We start from the raw sequence: 20,352 nt of genomic DNA, 5'->3' as shown, positions 1-20,352 counted from the left end.
GATCCTGAAGGGGAGCCTGGTTAATATTCTGGAACCAAACAATTTTAGGAAAGGAGAAACAAGATGATTGTACAACTTGATAACGTCTCGTTGAAACGGGATGGAAAGTGGATATTGCAAAATGTGAACTGGCAAATTGAAAAAGGGGACCATTGGGTATTATTTGGCTTAAATGGCTCCGGTAAAACAGCCATCTTAAATCTCCTTAATGCGTACTTTTTCCCAACTAAAGGGAAAATTAATGTACTAGGAATGGAATTCGGAAAAACCTACCTCGGTGAGAAGCTTCGAAAGCAAATTGGGTTTGTTTCGTCCTCCCTGCAAGAAAAATTCCATTCCGGAGATAATGCCTTTGAAGTGGTTCTAAGCGGAGCATTTGCTACCATTGGACTATACGAAATTCCAACAGATGAAATGAGAGAAAAGGCAGGTTCTCTAATAGAGGTGCTTGGCTGCAACGCGTATGCCAACCGAAATTATCAAGCTTTATCTCAAGGAGAAAGGCAGCGGGTTCTCATTGCCCGTGCCCTAATGGCTGATCCATCCTTGCTCATACTGGACGAGCCAACAAACGGATTAGATTTTATTGCTCGTGAGCAGCTGTTGGAAGCGATCGAAAGTATTGCGGCACAGCCAGATGCGCCAACCATTATCTACGTTACTCATCATGTGGAAGAAATCCTCCCTGTTTTCAATAAAACACTATTATTGAAAGAGGGGCAGGTTTATGCAGCGGGAAAAACACAAGAAATGATTTCCAGTGAAAATCTCACTCACTTCTTCGGGCTTCCTGTCAATGTATTATGGGACAATAACCGGCCGCTGCTTTCTAAAAATAAACAGAAAGTTTTCTTAAGCTAATCAAAAAGAGGGATCAACATTAGGAAGTGCTAATTTATATGCATGAACAAAATGTTGGAACCTGGCATACTTTGATTTAAGGAACTTAACTTTAAAGGATGGTCTATATGTCCGGTTTTCCAATTCAGGTTAAAATTGATACAGTGTCGGGTGGAGTTGTACAATTTGGCGGCGCCGTATTTGTTTCCCCAAAAAATGCCTTAAAGAGTATACATGGTTCAGGCGCTTCAAATACTGGTGTTAATATCCTAAATTTTAATGGACCTAGTACAACCAACACAGTAGATACTGATGTGATTGACCAGCCAATTGTTCATGATAACTAAGGCATTATTTTGTGTTTATCTATACTATAAAAAACCGCTTCCAAAAAAATTCGGGAGGCGGTTTTTATTTTTAATAAGGTAATTACCAGAATAAAAGCATTTTTATTTCTCTTTAATGTGGGAATAACATAATGGAAATAGTTAAAGTTAGATCTCAAGCATTGGGAGGTAAAAATATGATATGGAAGGGAAGACGGCAAAGCACGAACGTTGAAGATCGAAGAGGTATGGGTGTTGGCGGAAAAACCATGATTGGCGGCGGTATTGGCGGAGTGATTATTCTCATCCTCTTTACACTGCTAGGAGGAAACCCTGGAGAAATAATTAGTAACACATCATCAAATAATAATTCAAATTTAAATGTTTCTAACGATGAATCAGCACAAGAGAAGGAACAAGCTGGCTTTGTATCTGTTGTCCTGGCTGATACAGAGGATGTATGGTCAGAGGAATTTAAGAAGAGAGGGCTGACATACGAAAATCCTAAGCTTGTTTTGTATAGGGGCAGTGTCCAGTCGGCCTGCGGGTCGGCCAGTTCAGCAGTAGGGCCGTTTTATTGTCCTGCTGACCATAAACTTTACATTGATTTAAGTTTTTATGAAGAGTTAAAACAAAAATTCCAGGCACCAGGAGATTTTGCGATGGCGTACGTAATCGCCCATGAGGTAGGACACCACGTTCAAACCCTTCTGCATCTAGGAGATCAAGCTTCACCAGCCGAGAAACGATCGAATGAGTACTCGGTCCGGTTTGAATTGCAGGCCGATTATTTGGCGGGTGTTTGGGCTCATTATGCTGAAGGGAAAGGCTATCTTGAAAAAGGAGACCTTGAAGAGGCATTAAATGCTGCAAAGGCTGTCGGTGACGATAATATTCAGAAGAAAGCACAGGGATATGTCGTTCCTGAAAGCTTCACCCACGGAACCTCAGAGCAGAGAAAACGATGGTTTAATAAGGGCTTTGAAAATGGGAAAATTGAGGGTGGAGATACTTTTAAAGCGGCAAACCTTTAAGGTTTTAAACCGTTGGAATGAAGAAAGGATGAATCTTGAGGGCACAAGCCTTTTAGATTCATCCTTTATTATTATTGATTTGATTCAATTGGCAGCCAGGTTTGGGACCATTTTTCTATTTCTTTAATAATCGGTTGTAAAGCTTTCCCTTTTTCGGTTAAGGAATATTCAATTCGTACTGGTGTTTCGGGGAATACTTCGCGTTTAACGATATCAAGATTTTCTAAATCCTTAAGTCGCTCCGAAAGAACTCTCCCACTAATTCCCATAGAAGATTCTAACGCACAGAAGCGTTTCGGTCCTGATAAAAGCTGATAAAGGACAAGACCTGTCCACCGTTGGCTCAAAATTCCCATCGCTTTTTCGAATCGAGGACAAATGATAGACTGATTCATTGTTCATCACCCTTTATTAGTATTTTACTATTAATTGTATAATTACAATACATAACAAATTAATTTGACATAAGTAAGTTTTAAAAATATAATTACTTACATAAAGTAACTAACTAATTTCATTTTACTCTAACCAATTGGTTTTATCAATATGTCATTAACATAATGTAAAAAGGGGTTTTCAAACATGAATATGGAGTCGGATGTTTGCATTGTTGGTGCAGGTCCCGGCGGCGCCCTTTTAGGATATTTGCTTGCAAAAAAAGGTATTTCAACGATTGTTCTCGAACGTCATGAGGGAATAGACAAGGAATTCAGGGGCGAACATCTTAACCAGGACGGAGAACGAATTTTAAAAAAACATGGTCTTTATCATCAAGTCGAGCAAGCTGGACTGCTTTTAATGGACCGAATCGAATATAGCTGCAACGGAGAGGTAATCAAGACCGTCACACCAGCTGATGGAGAGAAGCATGTCGGTATCCATGTTCCACAAAAGAATTTGTTAAGTGCGTTGATTACAGCTTCTGAATCCTTTACTAATTTCAAATTGTTGATGGGGACAAAAGTAACAGAGTTAATGTTTGATAAAGCTGGCAGTGTTGCAGGTCTGAAGGCTAATAATGGTGACCAAGAAATGACCATTCGCAGTAAGGTTGTTGTGGGTGCGGATGGGCGGTTTTCGTCTATAAGAAAACTGGCAGACTTCTCATTTACAACAATGAAACACGGGTATGATCTGCTATGGGCGAAAATCCCAAGCCCTGCAGGATGGGAGCCGGTCATTAAAAATGCCCTTATCGATGGACAGCAGCTTGCATTATTTACCCAGGCAGGCGGGTATATCCAGATTGGCTGGAATATTGAAGAGAACTCGTATCCAACTTTGAAAAAACAATCTTTCACTCCCTTTATAGAGCGAGTAATGGCGGCTTTTCCAGAGTTAACGGAAACGCTGCGATTGCGAATTCAATCCTGGAACGATTTTATTTTATTAAAGGTTCAAAGCAGTCAATGTCCAACTTGGGTGAAGGACGGAGTGGTCATTATGGGGGACGCAGCCCATACGATGAGTCCAACTGGAGCCTTTGGCATTAATTGTGCCTTAATGGATGCGGATGTTTTAGCTGATATCCTAAGTGAAGCACTGGATAAACAGGATGTAAGAGCAGCTCAATTAAAACAGTTTGAACTAACTCGCCGTGATGATGTCGAACGACTACAGATGCAGCAGTTTGTGAAAGAGAGAACGTATCAAGATAATTTTGTCGTTTCGGTATTATAATCTATAAATATATGAAATCGGGGGAAATCATAATGGAACAAGTACAATTAAATTCAAATGTTTTCTCTTTATTAGAAGATAAAATAAAGATGATAAAGAAAGGCAGTGAAGCCATTTATCTGGTTGGACCAATCAAGCTGCCTGTTAATTTATATGGGAAAACAGTCGAGTTTAAATGGTATAGCTGGCTGAAGAGCGAAAATGCAACGGAAGATCTTCAGCTTGTGATTGATCAACTATCATCTGCTAATCTAGCAGATTATCAGCAATCAAGTGTGCTAGTTTACGGGGATTTTGAATATGGCGAGGATGCATTAATTAGAATGCACTCGATCTGCCATACAGGAGACATCTTTGGCAGCAAGCGCTGCGATTGTGGCTATCAGCTTAAACAATCGATGAAAATGATTACCGAACATGGAACTGGGGCTTTATTTTATTTAGCCAACCATGAAGGCAGAGGGATTGGCTTATTTAGCAAGGCAATCGCCTATTTACTCCAGGAAAATGGCTTCGATACCGTAGAGGCGAATGAGGAGCTTGGTTTTGCGGATGATTTAAGGAATTACGATGATGCCATCGAGGTCCTGAAAGCATTAAGAACAAAACCGGTAACACTCATTACCAACAATCCGAAAAAACTTAAGGCATTGAAAGCAGCGGGGCTTCCTGTTTCCGGAAGAACCCCTTTATGGGGAGATCTATCCGAGTACAATAAAAAGTACTTACAAACGAAAGTAACAAAATCAGGACATATAGGATAGGCGCATAAATTTATTCGTCATTGAAAAAAGCAAGGAGAAATTAATCCTTGCTTTTTTTCACATTATAAGAGGTAGGAAAGAATTTGAAGGATGATGAAAGTGGATGAACTATTAAGTAAATGCTGGCTAATTAAAAATGCCTTTAAAATAGATGTACAAGTAGTGGATCATCAATTACAAACGATGGTGCACATATCAGATGACAGTGAGCCCTACATATTTATTGAAAGCCGAAAGAAAATGTATGTGGATATTCAAAAAGCGGTAGAAGAGTCAAATCAATATAGTTTTTGTTTTCATACAGATTCTTTTCAGCTTTCCTATTTGGCAGTTGGCCTGCAAGAGGAAGGACAGTTTCGGGGGATATTTATAGCAGGACCTTTTTTGAATGAGCGGGTAACGGACCAATTGATCTGGAATGTCCTGAAGGAAAATCATCTTGAAAATAGTTGGTTAAAGCCAATTGAGATATTTTATAAATCATTACCTTATTTGGGACAATCCTACTTGGCAATCGGGGATTTAATCACAAATTTATTAGTTAACCCAAGGGTTGCCTCACAATTTATTACGACGAAAAAAAGCAATGAGGCATACCAGCCGGATGTACAGCCGCAGAATTATGATATGAATGGGTTTGAAGTTAAATTAAGGTATGAGGCTGAGAAGAAATTTTTGCATTTTATCGAATTAGGAGATAAAGAAAATGCAATGAAAGCTTTGATTGATTTTACAGGCGATTTTTCCTACAGAGTTCCGGGGAATCCTTTAAGGGCTAAAAAGAATCTTAGCTTTTCAAGCAATACGATGAATCGGTTGGCTGCTGCAAAGGGAGGGGTGGAACCTCAGTATTTACACGCTATTTCGGAAAAATTTGCCCTTAAGATTGAGGCAGCGGTTACAATGGCCGAATTAGATACGCTGAGCTTCAATATGGTAGATGAATATTGTGAGGCGGTTAAGAATTTTGCTGTTAAAGGGCACAGCAAAGTGGTAAGGAAAGCGTTAATGTATATCAATCTCAATTTTCAGGAACCCATCAATTTGCAAAGGATAGCAGAAGAAATTGGGTTTAATCGGTCCTACCTCGCGCAGAAATTTAAACAAGAAATGAATATTAGTTTGATTGATTATCTTCACCAAAAGCGAATTAATGAGGCCGTTTTTCTTATGGAACAAGGGCAGTTATCTATTACTGACATTGGCTTGCAAGTGGGATATAGCAGTTACAACTATTTTTGTAAAATATTTAAAGAGGTAAAAGGAATGACCGCTTCAGATTTTATCAAGGCGGTAAAAAAATAGAAAAATAGTTATTACCAGCAGGCGATTTTATATAAAAGTGTGCAATTTTGGGTGTGAAACCGTGTTCAAAACGCTAATATGAATCTAAGAGATGTGCATCAAGCTTAGGAGGCGTTAATTATGGAACAAAAACATAAACAGCCAAATCTAGAAGTCAGAGTCAAGAATATCATTGAAATTGACGGATTAAAATTTAAAGATTTGAATGGAAATGGGAAACTGGATCCTTATAAGGATTGGCGATTGAGTCCGAAAGAACGTGCGGAGAATCTAGTCTCATTGATGAATATCGATGAAAAGGTCGGTATGATGCTTATCAATACTCGTCAGATGGGACTTTCTCAAAAAGATAAGAGTAAGACAAGCCATGATGGCGTTTTGGATGAAGGTATTGTGGAGAAAGGTGAAAATATTTTTGCTGCTTCAAAAATATGGGGAACAACCCATACCATTGAAAACATGCATTTGCGGCACTTCATTCTACGCGATAATTGGAGCCCGGCTGAAATGGCAGAGTGGGTCAATACCATGAATGAGGTATGTGAGGGAACACGTCTTGGTATACCTTGTTTAATTGCATCGAATTCAAGAAATGAAAATACAGAATTTATCTTTGGTATGAATGATGCAGCTGGGATTTTCTCAACTTGGCCGGGAACGTTAGGCCTTGCTGCTGCAGCAAAAGGGGAGATTAAAAATGGCGGGGATGCCTCCCTTATCAGCCAATTTGCCGAAATAGCCCATGATGAGTGGGATGCGGTAGGGCTTAGAAAGGGATACATGTATATGGCTGATACCGTCACAGACCCAAGATGGCAGCGAATCTATGGTACGTTTGGTGAAGACCCGGAATTTATTTCCGATGCGATCGGCCGTCTCATTGATGGATTCCAAGGCGAGGAATTAGGAAACAATAGTATTGCGATGACAACCAAACATTTTCCTGGCGGCGGAGCAAGGGAAAATGGATTTGATCCTCATTATGAAGAAGGTAAGTGGAATCTATACCCTACGCCAGGAAGCTTAGAAAAGTATCATCTGCCTCCGTTTCAGGCTGCGGCAGACCATGGAACTTCATCGTTTATGCCATATTACTCTATTCCAAGCATCAAAAAAAGTGTAGTACAAGAATTCCAAGGTGAAGACATCCCTTTTGAAGAGGTGGGCTTTACATTTAATCATTATTTCTTAAATCATATTCTTAGAGGAAAGCTTGGGTTCAAAGGTTATATCAATAGTGACAGCGGTGTTACAAATAAAATGAGCTGGGGCGTTGAAAATTTAAGCGAAGCAGAACGTTTTGCAAAAGCGATCAATGCCGGGACAGATCTTGTTTCAGATACAAATGATGTTGAAAATCTTAAAAAAGCGATCGAAAACGGCTGGATCAGTGAAAAACGCATCGATGAAGCAAATGAACGTCTCCTTACAGAAATGTTTGCTTTAGGTCTATTCGATGATCGCACCTACGTTTCACCAGATCATGCTGCGGAAGTAGTTAGTAATTCGGCTAACTGGGATGCTGCTTATGAAGCCCATAAAAAATCAGTAACTGTTCTAAAAAACCATAATCAAACCTTGCCATTAACAGCTGAAAAGCTTGATAATAAGAAGGTTTATATCGAAGTTTTTCACAAGGAACCAGAACGGGCGGCTTCTTACACTGAGAAAGCAAGGAAAGATTGCCAAGAGCTCGGACAGTTTACTTTAACAGATAACTATGAAGAAGCCGACACAGCTATTTTGTTTTTAAGTCCAAAATCCGGTGCTTATTTCAACGCGACACCTGGACTTTTAGAACTTGAGATATGCGAGGATAAAACCTTAACTGCTTTAGACGGTTCTACGTATCAAGAAACGACTTTGACTGGAATGAATCATCTCAAGGAAGTAGCAGACAGCATCCATATCCGTGGAGGAAAAGTGATTGTAAGTGTGAATGTCATTCTGCCGTGGATCCTTGGTAATGTTGAACCTCTTGCAGATGTAATGATCGCTGGCTACGATACCTACTATAAGGCGCAGTATGAAGTTATGGCGGGCAATAGCCGTCCAGTAGGGGTATTACCGTTGACATTGCCTGCGAGTGAAGAAGTGATTGCTGTAGATGAAGATGGTAATTGTGTATCAAGAAACGATGTACCAGGTTACGACAAGGACCAATACATGCCTGAAGGACTTCAATATGCCTATAATGATACCGATGGGAATGTTTATAAACTTGGTCATGGCTTAACCTATTAAATCAGAAAAGGTGCCATGAAATATGTTCGTCTAGAAACGGCGTTAAACCTTGATTATTCAGGGTTTGACGCTTTTTTTACTTTATTAAGTGATATTTAATATTCTCAAATATCCCAGAAGCAGCTTATAAAGCCCATCACACTAAAAAATAGAGATGAGCGTCGATAAGAGCGTTTCATAAAGCCCAACACCACTAAAAAATAGTGGCGACGGTCGATAAGAGCAGCTCATAAAGCCCGACAGCACTAATAAATGGAGGCGACGGTCGATAAAAGCAGTTCATAAAGCCCGACAGCACTAAAAAATGGAGGCGATGGTCGATAAGAGCAGTTCATAAAACCCGTCAGGACTAAAAACAGGAGGCAACTGTACTTTATAATAGAGTATATTTTTCAAATGTAATCAGACAATAAAATGATGGAGACCATACTAGTTTTGAAAGGGGATTGTTATGGAAAAGAATATAAAAACACCACAGAATTTAAGCTATGAATCAGATGGAAAAATGGGTAAGGCCAACAATAATGTAAAAGCTGACGAAAATGATCAGAGAGAATTTTTTAATACTACCCAAGACAGTGAATAGTAAAGGAAAAACCTACTTACATTCGGGTAAGTAGGTTTTTCCTTTAACTGCAACTGGTCTTAAAGATTATTTTTGAAAGTAGGTAGTCAGGTGGGTACATGTGAGTTATGCGGGCGAAGTGAGGTTGAAATTACAATTCACCATCTCCTTCCTAAAGTAATGGGAGGAACCTTTGGGGACACTGCCAATCTGTGTATACCATGTCATAAACAAATACATGCACTATATACAAATGAGGAAATTGGTGCCCGTTTGTCAACCCTAAAGGAGCTTCGCGAAGATAATCAACTAAACCGCTTCATTAAATGGATTCGAAAGCAGCCGCCAACAAAGTTAATGAAAATAAAAAAATCAAATCAGCGAAAACGGTAATAAACAACGATTTAAGGTTTAAAACTTAAAAGTTAAGACTTTGTTAATATTTTTTAAATAGGGAGTTAAGTTCTGTCAGGTACAATCAATTTACGTCGACGAAGTCAATCAAAACTAGGAGATGAAAAAATGATTAATAAAGCTAAATTAATATCATCTTTACTCGGGGTGACAATAGCAATAGCAGCTATTAGTACAAGTACGCCAGTTAACGCAAATGAACAAAAGAAAGAAATAACAACTGTACAAAAGCAATCTGAACATAAACTGACTAAAGGTCAGAAAATGGCCTACATACTTAGCAGTACAGATTGGCAAGGTACAAGAGTATACGACAAAAAGGGGAATGACTTAACAAAAGAGAATGCAAACTTCATTGGTCTTGCGAAATATGACGCAAAATCAGGAAGATATGAATTTTTTGATGCTAAAACGGGTAAGAGTCGCGGCGATAAAGGAACTTTCTTTATCACCAATGATGGGAAGAAAAGAATATTAATTTCAGAATCAATGAATTACCAAGCGGTTGTCGACATGATAAAACTAAATAAAGATGTATTCACTTATAAAAGAATGGGGAAAGATGCTGATGGTAACGATGTAGAGGTATTTGTTGAACATGTTCCCTATAAAGAAAATGTACTATCTTTTAATGATCCTGACAAGCAGCTGGACACGATTACAGGAGATATCGTGAAAAACGTTGATGGAGATAAAATTTTAGGCAGCACCCTTTGGCACGGGACAAATGTTTTAGATGAAAAAGGCAATGATGTAACAATGTATAATTCAAATTTTATAAGTCTGGCAAAATTTGATGCCAAGACGAATAAATATGAGTTTTTCAATGCTGAAACAGGCGAAAGACGCGGTGATTATGGCTACTTCGATGTTGTCCACGGAAATAAAATAAGAGCCCATGTTTCAATTGGTGATAGGAAGTATGGTGCCGCTCTTGAGCTTACAGAGCTTAATCAAAATAAATTTACTTATAAAAGAACGGGGAAAGACAAAGATGGTAAGGACATTACGATATTCGTGGAACATGAACCATATCATGGTAATCTAAAACCAAAATTTGGTTTTTAAGGAACGATGGAATTTGAAACAAGGTTGTCTACGAACAGGTGACAACCTTGTTCCCTTTTCGGTAAATTAAATTAAAACTGTACCTCGGATCAGGAGGCACGCTTATGTCCATTCGGTGGCGGCTATTAATTTCACATACAACTATGCTAATCGTAACACTAGTATTATTCATTATAAGTGCTATGTTAATTCCAGTGGCGATTACAGGTGATATCCGCAGTATAAAAGATTTGTATACACGTCAATATGCACTTAAGCCCTTAACAAAACCAGAGGAAAATGTATTCCTGGATGTTAAATACTTAGCTAAAAAACAACCAAATCAATTGTTAAATGAAACCTTGCTAAATCAATATGATCAAAAGTTGGATCCAGTTGCTTCTGGATTAATTATCCGCAAAGGAGAAAAAATTGTTCATTCCTCAAAGATATTAAATTCTCTAAAGGACGTAAAAAAGCTCCCTTCATTTGAACCAGAAAATATTAAAGTAAGAGACACCATAAGTATAGATCATCAATTTTTTTTATATGTTAAATTCGATTTTTATTTTCCAGATCAGGAAAAAGGCAGTGTTGTCATCATGAGGGAAGTAAGCCCTTTTGTTGAACTGTCCAGAAGTTTATTTCCATTGATATTCGGATTATTATTTCTTTCCTTAATTCTTGTAAATGGTCTATTAAGTTATTTTGTTTCCAAGAGTATTATTAAGCCGTTATTTTCTTTGAAAAAGGCAACAGAACAAATGGGAGAAGGTAATTTAAATGTAAAGATTGATCATTCAAGGCAGGATGAAATTGGTCAGCTGAGCGATTCCTTTGACAAAATGAGGATAAAATTAAAAGAGTCCATTGACCTGCAACTTCAATATGAGGAAAGCAGAAAGGAATTAATTTCTAATATCTCTCATGATTTAAAAACCCCTATAACCGCTATTAAAGGCTATATTGAAGGTATTCAGGATGGCGTTGCCGTTTCACAGGGCAAATTGGAGAAATATCTTTCTACCATTAAACGTAAAGCTGCAGATATGGATCAATTAATTGATGATTTATTTCTTTTTTCAAAGCTTGATTTAAAAAAGCTTCCGTTTGCCTTTGTGGACATTGATATATTCCGTTTTTTAAAGAACTTTGTTGAGGAAATAAATTTTGATTTAGACGAAAAAGGTATTAAGATTACTGTAGAAAATCAGACAGAAAACGCTTCAATAGTAGTTGCTGACCGGGATCAATTAAGGAGGGTACTGACCAATATCATAGATAACTCCGTAAAGCATATGAAAAAGCCCGAAAAAATCATAAGCATTTTAATAAATGAAGAGGTAGATTTTGTTGAAATCGAAGTCCGCGATAATGGGGCCGGAATCGAGCCTAAATCACTGCCATTTATTTTTGAGCGTTTTTATCGTGTGGACGCATCAAGAAATCAATCGACTGGCGGAAGCGGACTGGGTCTTGCCATTTCTAAGCAGATTATCACGGAGCATGGCGGTGATATTTGGGTGAAAAGCCAATTAGGAGCAGGGACGAGTATCCTCTTTACATTGAAGAAGTCGAAATAGAGTGGTGAATACATTGAAAAAAATTTTAATCGTAGAAGATGATCTTGATATTGGAGAACTACAGCAAGATTACCTTGAGATTAATGGTTATGATGCTGAGTTACAAACCTCTGGCAAAGAAGGATTAAAACGTGCACTAAATAAAGATTATGACTTATTAATTATCGATGTCATGCTGCCAGAGGTAGATGGATTCGAAATTTGTAAACAAGTAAGAGCTGTAAAGAATATCCCCATCTTATTCGTCTCAGCTAAAAAGGAAGATATAGATAAAATAAGAGGTTTGGGTCTTGGAGCGGATGATTATATTATTAAGCCATTCAGTCCAGGGGAGCTTGTTGCTAGGGTGAAGGCCCATTTGGCACGCTATGAGCGTTTAATAGGGAGTACAGAAACAACAAAAAAGGAAATAATAATACGAGGGCTGGTCATTGATGAAATGGCTCGAAAGGTTTATGTGAACAATCAGAAGGTCACTTTAACGGCAAAAGAATTTGATCTATTACTTTATTTAGCACAGCATCCAAATCGTGTTTTTAGCAAAGAGGATCTTTTCGAAACCGTCTGGGGTCTTGATTCCTCTGGGGATATTACCACCATTACAGTGCACATTAGAAAAATCCGCGGCAAAATTGAAAAGGATCCCTCCAATCCTCAATATATCGAAACAGTTTGGGGCGCAGGCTATATGATATCGGTTTAAGTTAATAGAGGTAAACTAAATAATTGATAGGAGTGGGTTTCAATGAGTAATAAAAAATGGATGGAATATGCCATCAATCTGGCAAAAAATAATGCGGATAGAGGCGGTAAACCCTTTGGGGCGGTTATTGTAAAAGATGGAGTTATTATTTCAGAAGGAGTAAATGATGTCCTTGCCACACACGATCCAACAACACATGCAGAACTTCAGGCAATCAGTAGAGCTTCACGTTCTTTAGGGACAGAAGATTTATCAGAATGTGAATTGTATGCAAGCGGTGAACCGTGCCCCATGTGTTTAAGCGCTATTTATCTTGCAAATATGAATAAGATTTATTTTGCCAATCCGATGGAAGGAAATCCTCTCGCGCTGCAAGCAAAAAAAATCTATGAACAAGTTGGATTGTCAAACGAAAAAAGAATAAATAAACTAATCCAACTATCAATTGATTAATGATATGGTTTGTTACGATACGTAAATCACTTCCTTTTTGTTTCATGTTCCTTATTTTGACAGGTTGTCAAATACCCCAAATAGTTGAAAAGTCAAGTGAAGTTCCGGTAGAAAAGGCGGTTAATATGAAAGAACAATTTTTTAAGGCTGTAGAAAACGGAAAAATAGACGAGATTAATAGTTTTTTAAATAAGGGAGTAAGTATAAATAGCCAAGATAGTAGGGGAAGGACAGCGGTCATGATTGCTGCCTATGCGAATGATATAGAAACAACCAAAGTCTTAATTGATAAGGGGGCGGATGTTAATATTCAGGATCATCTGAAAAATAATCCCTTCCTTTATGCTGGTGCAGAAGGGTATATTGGGATATTAAGACTTACTATTGAGGCGGGGGCCAATCCAAAACTTTTAAACAGGTATGGTGGAACAGCCCTCATTCCAGCTTCCGAACATGGATATATTGATGTTGTAAAAGAACTGCTAGATAAAACAGAAATAGATGTTAATCATATAAACAATTTAGGCTGGACAGCATTAATGGAGGCTATTGTTCTAAATGACGGCGGAAAGAAACAGCAGGAAACCATCAAGGTGTTAATAGATCACGGTGCAGATGTTAACATACCAGATTCTGAGGGTGTAACACCTCTTCAACATGCGAGCGAAAGAAACTTCGTAGAAATTGAGAAGATTCTCCTTCAAGCAGGTGCAAAAAGGTAGAAAACTCTAATAAGCAAATTGGAGGTAAACTGGATGTTTTAAATATAAAAAATATTATGGACACAACAGAAAAACCCTTGCAGTGCAAGGGTTTTCGTAGTGGTGTTCCTAATGGAAACAAAATACTTCTGAATACAATTAAAAAATGAACTTTAGTGGCAAAATACTATTACTGTAATTAATGCTTACCTTGATAGAAGGGAATTTTCTGATAGATGCTAATGGAGTATATGATTTTGGCAGCAATGTGGCTATTCGGTTTTATTGGCTTTATACTGTTCATTCCACACAAAGATCGCCGCAAGGGGATATTAGCTGCCATAATGTTTCAAGCATTCATTTGGCTGTGTGATATGCCTTCTTTTAAATTTGGTTTGTTAAGTGCGCCCGTCAGGTTGTTCCCTAAAGCAACAGACCTCACGGTCACCATTAATTATTTTTTTTATCCTGTATTGTTTGCTATTTTTTATGTACATTGGAATGCAAAGAACAATCGATGGTTTAGACTTACATACTTTTGCATATGGATATCTGTCATCACGATATATGATAACATTCTCGAGATATATACAGATTTAATAAAATATGGATCCCTGAATTGGTTTGGGATGTGGATTTACATTGGAATTCTTTTTTACATAAGCCTAATCTGCTGTAATTGGTTCTATAAGGAAAAACCTCCAATTAAGTCATACGTTGGAGGCACTAATGAAGACTGAATGGTGGATCTTGTTATCGGTGTATACAGTAGCAACAGGTGTCCTTTTTTTCATGCCTAAAAATAGATTTCGACTTGCGGTAGTAGCATTTTTGTTCATGCAGGTTATTACTTTTCTTACAGGTCTATGTGTCGTAGAGCTGGGACTGATTGAATATCCAGTTCGGTCATTTGCATCAATTAATCGAACTAGCTTTGATTATGAGTTTTATATCTTTCCAGTTACTTGTGCAGTCTTTAATGTATGGTATCCAAATCATCGAAGACCCCTTGTTCAATTAGGTTATTATTTCGTTTTCAGTACGGTTTTGACTTTCGGTGAAGTAATTATAGAAAAATACACCCACCTCATTATTTACATACATTGGGAATGGTATATCAGTTGGATTACCATTTTTATTTCACTTTTTATAGTGCGCTTATTTTGTGTTTGGTTTTTCTTAAAACCTAGAACTTAATACTTGATAGCTTTAAAGCAGAATAGATTTTGAATGGAGGAAAATACTAATTAAAACATTAAAGGGAGATTTTTCTATGGACTCGCTAAAACCAATTAATATAAGTTCAGCAAAATCGGACCTAAGTGAAGAACTCACAGCAGCCGAAATGGGGAAACTATGGGCCACCTATATGGGAAATAGCATGTCAAAATGTATTTTAAAGTATTTTCTTCAACATGTGGAAGACTCAGACATTAAAACCCTGTTGGAAAATGCGTTAAAATTAAGTACGGAGTTCCTAAAAACAACAGAAGGGATTTTCGAGAAAGATAATTTTCCTATTCCGAAAGGTTTTTCAGAAGATGAAGACCTAAATGCTGAGGCCCCTCGTTTGTTTCAAGATGAATTCTACGTACATTACTTAAAATATGCTGCTAAGGCTGGGATGAGTATTTATAACGTAGCGGTACCACTCGTTTATAGAAAGGATGTAGAAGAGTTTTTTATTAATTGTATGGAGTCCACTATGGCTTTGATGAAACAAATCAAAGATATATTAATGGGGAAAGGGTTTATTATCAAACCACCTATTATTCCAGTCCCCGATAAAGTGGAATTTGTACATAAAGATTTTTTAAATGGTTTTTTTGGAGATGTACGACCATTACACGCATTAGAAATTACTCATCTTTACGATAATATCGAAAATAACACAACAAGCAAAGCACTCATTATGGCATTTAGCCAAGTTGTTAAATCAGAAAAGATTCGAGAATTGTTTATACAAGGGAAAAATTTTACTCATAAACACATCGAAATATACATGGGAAAACTCCATGAAAATGATTTGCCCGCACCATCTCTTCATGATCATTTGGTAACAAAATCAACATTTTCTCCATTTTCAGATAAATTAATGTTGTTTCATAAGTTGGACATGTTCGCCATGAAAATTAGGGCATTTGGAAATTCTGAGGCAGTAAGTGGGAGACATGATATGGCACTCATGTACTCAAAGTCATTATTGAACATTTCAAGATTTGTTGAAGATGCTGCAAGGCTTATGGTTGAGAACGGTTGGATGGAGCAGCCTCCCTATGCAGTTGAGAGAAATAAGTTATCAAGGTGATGTATAACCAACAGTAAAGCATGTGTAACCCAAAATTCTAAAAGAAAAAGGTTAAACAGATGTGAATCCAAAAGAAAAATTGTTATGGAGTATTGCTCTCCCTGGATTTGGTCCATTACTTAATGGAAATTACCTTAAAGGGATTATCTTAATTGCATTAGAATTTGTTATTAATGTTCAATCTCATTTTAATGATTTAATCTTACATAGTTTTAATGGTGAAATTGTGAGAGCCATTGACCATACTGAATATAAATGGCTTATGTTTTATCCTTGTGTTTACTTTTTTGCAATGTGGGACGCTTATAAAGATGCTGGTGGAGGCAAGGAACCCTATTCTTATTTGCCGTTTGTTTTTTCCGCCTATTTTGTGACTGTGGGCCTTATGTATTCTGCTAGAGTGAAGTTATTTGGAGTTTTGTTGGGAACAGTTTGGTTTCCAATGTTATGCGTGATTCCAGGAGTTTTAATGGGGATGCTCTTAAAAGGAATATTTAAGAGGGCTAAACTTAAGATTGAGCAGTTTGAGGTCCCGCAACGAAAACTTTTTAGCAGATTTATTTATCCTTATATATAGCCGCCTATAAATAATTTTAGGCGCTATTTTTTATCCAAAGATAGCTTGTGGAAGTTTACCGCAATCAAATTAGAAATGGTGTGTAGTTCGTCCGTAAATTTTTTCTGCTTTTTATCACAGAAAGAAAAACGACTCAAAAGAGCCGTCATTCAACGACCTTTTGAGTCAACCTTTATTCTTATTTGTTTCTTTGGAAAAATCAATTTTTTCATAATTAAGTAATGCATGAAGCTCTTTTATTAAAAAGAAATACATGGATTATTGTTAGTTTTAGCCCATGCAACCGTTTAGATGATCCGTGAAATTTACGGCCCATTTTTGACCGCTTTAAATGCATTGATTCGTCCAAACTTATATAAAGTGCCTTGCCCTGGGATTGGATCAGTATTCGATTCTATTATTCGCCTTACGTTTACTTTAGATTTTGGATTAATTGCCAAGATTAGACCAGCCAGTCCGCTTACAAACGAAGATGCCTGGGATGTTCCGCTAAGAGGTCCTGTATCCATTCCTCCCATAGGATTAGAATGAGTAGGAAGTGTTGACCAAATAGAAACACCAGGTGCTGCAACATCCACCCATGAGCCCCCATAGTTGGAGAAGCCTGCAAGTTGATCGTTTTCATCGGTTGCAGCGACACTAATCACTTCAGGAAAAGCCGCTGGATAGTGTTTCTGACTTGTTCCATAGTTTCCTGCAGATGAAATCAACACTACTCCTTTTTTTGTAGCATATCGCACAGCACGGTGTAACGTTTTATTTGCTTCTGGAGAGGCAAGGCTCATATTAATAACTTTTGCACCGTGATTAGCAGCAAAGATAATTCCTTTCGCAGTGCGACTGATGGTACCTTGTCCATTATCATCCAATACTTTCACGTTCATCAATTTAACCGCATTCAAGGTAGCAGCATCCACACCTATTCTATTATTTGTAATTGCATCAATAATGCCAGCGATATGAGTGCCATGTCCGTACAAGTCATCCTTTGTAGAGGAATTCGAGAAGTTTTTATTCAGCACAACTTTTTGTGACAAGTCAGGGTGATGCTTATTTATTCCTGAATCTAGAACCGCTACAACAACTGGTTTTAACTCCTGATTATGAGAAAGATTGGGATTGAGGACTTCAGAAGGAATTTTACTCCAGGATTGCGGAGCCTGAATTTTTAAATGTCCCCATTGCAGAAGAGAAGGAGAGTCGTTGTGGGAATATCCATTAGGCTTGCTGGTTGCTTTCGCGATCCAGTTGCGTTCTGCATATTCCACTTCATTACAAGCGGAATAACGACACAAACTTGCAGTCAATTGATCGGGTTTAACAGAGACAATATCGACATTCAACTCTGTAATATGGTCAATCAACGTCGCTCCAATTTCTTGATGGATTTCAAGCCGTTTCAGATTAGAAACATAAGTACGGAAGCAAATGAGGAGTTTATCTGGGGAAAATTTCATAATATGCGATTCACCTTACCTTAAGATGATTGGTTCTATAATATATTCGGGGCAGAAGATTATGGACAAGGCAAAATGGCAGTATAGGATAAAAAAAGACTAGTTGTCCGTCGGTCATGATGAAGCGGTAGTGAAAAAATAGCAAAAAAACGCTGAATTAACGTCTTATTTTAACCAAAATAAATCAATGGTTAATAGCGTTAATTCTGCGTTTTCTCGTTTTATGTTAATTGCTAAGTCAGACTATTGAATTTCTTAAGTAACATGCAAGCTGAATTTTTAAAATGTCTTCTGGGTTCGAAAAGGAAATTTGAAGCTTTTCTTCGATCCTTTTTAGCCTTTGATATAAGGTATTAACATGGATATGCAAAAGTTTAGCTGTTTGTGTAGCTTGACGGTCGTTTTCCATATAGACAAGCAGGGTTTGTTCTAAATCTAACGTACCATCTTTATCAGATTGTAGCGGATTAAAAATTTCATTAATAAAAGAGTTCAAGTCATCCATAGGTTGGTGAATAAATAGATGATTAATGCCAATATCTTGATAATTTACGATGCTTTTTAGCTGCCTGGAGATAAGAAAAGAAAGGGCTTTATCTGCTTCGGAGTAACTTTTTGCTATATTATCCATACTTGGGTAGCAAGTACCAATCCCTATTTTTAGCGATTCTTCATGAGCATTCATCCAATTAGAATGAATCAGCGCTACTTTCTTTTTTACATAATCCTGATCTGCATAGTGATTAAATTGGCATACCAACGTGACTTTATGTCCATAACCAAAAGCGATTGAAACATATATTCCTAAATGTTTTTTTATTTGGGCAATTAGTTTATGCATTTGCATATTAAGAAAGTGAAAGTCGGCATGAGGATGTATATGAATTGCGATTGCCAAATAATAGGGATGATCAACAATTCTAAGCTCCATGGCCTTCTTTCGTATCAGATTATATTCTCGGCACTGAATAAAATCATTAAATAAATCATTTGTTTTTTGATAATAAGAATCCACTAATGTTTGATTTCTGATAATCTCTAATGCAATCACGGAACTTGCCTGTTCAATAATCATTTTGTTTAAAGGAAAAAGTTCATCCTCCTCCATATCCACTGCCATTATTCCAATCGGTACATCAATCGCAATAATAGGGTGAATATATAATGACTGATTATTTAAAGACTCAGTAAAAAAAGATTGAGTTTTTAATTTTGTATTTATCTCTAGAGGAAGTTCCCATTTCCGTTGGGGTGGACTTGAGTATTGCTGATGATCTGTTAAGTCTACGATCATTAATGGATGGTTTATCATCTTTTTTATTTCATTTGCGATTTTTTGTAAACCCTTATTTTGAAGCGACAGTTTTATTAACGTATTGTGTATGGTATCTCGTTGAATTAAAAGATCATTTTGTTTTTTTAGATTTTGGTAAAGCTTCGAATTTCTTAATACAATCGAGACCTGATCAGAAAAGCTTTCTAACAGTTGTTGATCATCTTTTGTTAAAAGGGGATAAGGACCATTTTGATAGACAATCAATACACATAAAGTACTCTCCTCAACCTTTATTGGAACTGAAATAATGGATTTTAAATCGTCAAATTGGACAGAATTATACAGATAAAAAAGATTATCAGCTGAAATATTAGAGGATTCTGAGATAATATCATCTATATTTGTAAGAATAAAAGATTTATTATCTTTAAATGTTTTCCCAATAATTCCCTCCCCAATCTTCATCCTCATTTTTTTAATTTCTTCATTAGGACCGCCCGTCCAAGCTTTAGGAAATAGCACATCTAAGCTTGGTTCGTACATCCATAGAACTCCCATATCTGCTGCAGGAATAACAGATATGGCATTTTCTAATATTTTCTTTAACAAGTCATTTAAATCTTCGAGTACGGAGATATCACGGATACTCTCCATCATTTTGTTCCTAATATATTTTTCTCGATCTAGCATTATTTGCAAGTAATGTAAATCTATGATCGGTTTAAGTTCTTGCTTGCTCTCATTGTTTAGTACGGAAGATTTACTAATTCTGATGACTATGGTTGTATGATTGGAATAATGATAGTAAATATCGGTGAAATTTTCATGGGCTAGTATTTCTTCATTGAAAAATCTACCTGGTACGGGAGTTTCTTTATCAAAATGATGGGATAATGCAAGTGAAAAATCTAATCCCTTTATACTTTGCCACACCTCAAAATGTGAGAGGGAGCAGTTATCTATTAAAAATTGTTTGATTCCCATTAAGGTATCCACTATTACACTCCCCTATAGGATTTATATGTAGAACTCAACATAATTTATGTAATTATTATATAGGACTGAACATTGTTTG

At 37.1% G+C, this 20,352-nt stretch carries 20 protein-coding genes and 1 pseudogene; 18 read left to right on the top strand and 3 right to left on the bottom strand.

The features are described from left to right. The first annotated feature begins 63 nt into the window (after window positions 1-63). The 3 genes from PH210_RS00625 to ypfJ all read left to right on the top strand — a co-directional run bounded on the left by PH210_RS00625 (window position 64) and on the right by ypfJ (window position 2,200). The gene (locus PH210_RS00625) at window positions 64-861 is read left to right on the top strand and encodes an ABC transporter ATP-binding protein (protein ID WP_289982226.1); all 798 of its coding nucleotides are present in this window, start codon (window positions 64-66) and stop codon (window positions 859-861) included. A gap of 107 nt (window positions 862-968) precedes the next feature. Further along, the gene (locus PH210_RS00620; RefSeq protein WP_289982225.1) at window positions 969-1,187 is read left to right on the top strand and encodes a spore germination protein; all 219 of its coding nucleotides are present in this window, start codon (window positions 969-971) and stop codon (window positions 1,185-1,187) included. Window positions 1,188-1,363: 176 nt separating this feature from the next. Continuing rightward, a complete protein-coding gene (gene ypfJ, locus PH210_RS00615; RefSeq protein ID WP_289982224.1) occupies window positions 1,364-2,200 on the top strand; it encodes a KPN_02809 family neutral zinc metallopeptidase in 837 nt (278 codons plus the stop codon). A 71-nt stretch (window positions 2,201-2,271) separates the two neighbouring features. On the opposite strand, the gene PH210_RS00610 is transcribed toward ypfJ, so the two are convergent. Next, window positions 2,272-2,595 carry a winged helix-turn-helix transcriptional regulator gene (locus PH210_RS00610; RefSeq protein ID WP_223588378.1) on the bottom strand — a complete coding sequence of 108 codons (324 nt, stop codon included), beginning with the start codon at window positions 2,593-2,595 and terminating at the stop codon, window positions 2,272-2,274. A gap of 187 nt (window positions 2,596-2,782) precedes the next feature. Here PH210_RS00610 and PH210_RS00605 point away from each other — a divergent pair, with 187 nt between their 5' ends. The 15 genes and pseudogenes from PH210_RS00605 (at window position 2,783) to PH210_RS00535 (ending at window position 16,544) form a co-directional block, all read left to right on the top strand. Beyond that, on the top strand, window positions 2,783-3,880 hold the full coding sequence (locus PH210_RS00605; RefSeq protein WP_289982223.1) for an FAD-dependent monooxygenase: 1,098 nt from the start codon (window positions 2,783-2,785) through the stop codon (window positions 3,878-3,880). Between the two features lie 32 nt (window positions 3,881-3,912). Further along, window positions 3,913-4,644, top strand: a complete 732-nt coding sequence (locus PH210_RS00600) for a GTP cyclohydrolase II (RefSeq protein ID WP_289982222.1) — start codon at window positions 3,913-3,915, stop codon at window positions 4,642-4,644. Between the two features lie 99 nt (window positions 4,645-4,743). After that, window positions 4,744-5,949 carry an AraC family transcriptional regulator gene (locus PH210_RS00595; protein ID WP_289982221.1) on the top strand — a complete coding sequence of 402 codons (1,206 nt, stop codon included), beginning with the start codon at window positions 4,744-4,746 and terminating at the stop codon, window positions 5,947-5,949. A 120-nt stretch (window positions 5,950-6,069) separates the two neighbouring features. Further along, on the top strand, window positions 6,070-8,193 hold the full coding sequence (locus tag PH210_RS00590; RefSeq protein WP_289982220.1) for a glycoside hydrolase family 3 protein: 2,124 nt from the start codon (window positions 6,070-6,072) through the stop codon (window positions 8,191-8,193). Between the two features lie 451 nt (window positions 8,194-8,644). After that, a complete protein-coding gene (locus PH210_RS00585; protein ID WP_289982219.1) occupies window positions 8,645-8,779 on the top strand; it encodes a hypothetical protein in 135 nt (44 codons plus the stop codon). 90 nt (window positions 8,780-8,869) lie between these two features. Next, a complete protein-coding gene (hlpB, locus tag PH210_RS00580; protein ID WP_289982218.1) occupies window positions 8,870-9,151 on the top strand; it encodes an HNH nuclease-like protein HlpB in 282 nt (93 codons plus the stop codon). Window positions 9,152-9,409: 258 nt separating this feature from the next. Beyond that, window positions 9,410-10,240 (top strand): annotated as a pseudogene (locus PH210_RS00575) (DUF4822 domain-containing protein); the annotation flags it as partial. A 104-nt stretch (window positions 10,241-10,344) separates the two neighbouring features. After that, complete coding sequence (locus PH210_RS00570; RefSeq protein WP_289982216.1) at window positions 10,345-11,802, top strand: sensor histidine kinase; 1,458 nt, start codon at window positions 10,345-10,347, stop codon at window positions 11,800-11,802. A gap of 4 nt (window positions 11,803-11,806) precedes the next feature. Beyond that, entirely contained in the window at window positions 11,807-12,505 is a 699-nt protein-coding gene (locus tag PH210_RS00565) for a response regulator transcription factor (RefSeq protein ID WP_289982953.1), read from the top strand. Window positions 12,506-12,547: 42 nt separating this feature from the next. Further along, complete coding sequence (locus PH210_RS00560; RefSeq protein WP_289982215.1) at window positions 12,548-12,958, top strand: nucleoside deaminase; 411 nt, start codon at window positions 12,548-12,550, stop codon at window positions 12,956-12,958. Continuing rightward, window positions 12,958-13,680 (top strand): ankyrin repeat domain-containing protein, encoded by a 723-nt coding sequence (locus tag PH210_RS00555; protein ID WP_483312069.1) that lies wholly within the window; start codon window positions 12,958-12,960, stop codon window positions 13,678-13,680. The genes PH210_RS00560 and PH210_RS00555 overlap by 1 nt, the downstream gene beginning before the upstream one ends. Window positions 13,681-13,895: 215 nt before the next feature. Continuing rightward, window positions 13,896-14,399: a CBO0543 family protein gene (locus PH210_RS00550; RefSeq protein ID WP_354669934.1), complete on the top strand. Its 504-nt coding sequence runs from the start codon at window positions 13,896-13,898 to the stop codon at window positions 14,397-14,399. Continuing rightward, a complete protein-coding gene (locus PH210_RS00545; protein ID WP_289982213.1) occupies window positions 14,389-14,856 on the top strand; it encodes a CBO0543 family protein in 468 nt (155 codons plus the stop codon). The genes PH210_RS00550 and PH210_RS00545 overlap by 11 nt, the downstream gene beginning before the upstream one ends. 76 nt (window positions 14,857-14,932) lie before the next feature. After that, the gene (locus tag PH210_RS00540) at window positions 14,933-15,967 is read left to right on the top strand and encodes a DUF3231 family protein (RefSeq protein ID WP_289982212.1); all 1,035 of its coding nucleotides are present in this window, start codon (window positions 14,933-14,935) and stop codon (window positions 15,965-15,967) included. Between the two features lie 61 nt (window positions 15,968-16,028). Then, entirely contained in the window at window positions 16,029-16,544 is a 516-nt protein-coding gene (locus PH210_RS00535; RefSeq protein ID WP_289982211.1) for a hypothetical protein, read from the top strand. Window positions 16,545-16,849: 305 nt separating this feature from the next. Here the strand turns inward: PH210_RS00535 and PH210_RS00530 are convergent, their stop codons facing one another. Both PH210_RS00530 and PH210_RS00525 read right to left on the bottom strand, forming a co-directional pair. Further along, the gene (locus PH210_RS00530) at window positions 16,850-18,001 is read right to left on the bottom strand and encodes a S8 family serine peptidase (protein WP_289982210.1); all 1,152 of its coding nucleotides are present in this window, start codon (window positions 17,999-18,001) and stop codon (window positions 16,850-16,852) included. A gap of 238 nt (window positions 18,002-18,239) precedes the next feature. Further along, on the bottom strand, window positions 18,240-20,273 hold the full coding sequence (locus PH210_RS00525) for a helix-turn-helix domain-containing protein (protein ID WP_289982209.1): 2,034 nt from the start codon (window positions 20,271-20,273) through the stop codon (window positions 18,240-18,242). Between the last annotated feature and the right edge of the window lie 79 nt (window positions 20,274-20,352).

Origin of the sequence: Paenibacillus sp. BSR1-1 (assembly GCF_030403775.1) — a bacterium.
Lineage (GTDB): Bacteria > Bacillota > Bacilli > Bacillales > Cytobacillaceae > Neobacillus.
This window is presented reverse-complemented; position numbering and strand designations above follow the sequence as displayed.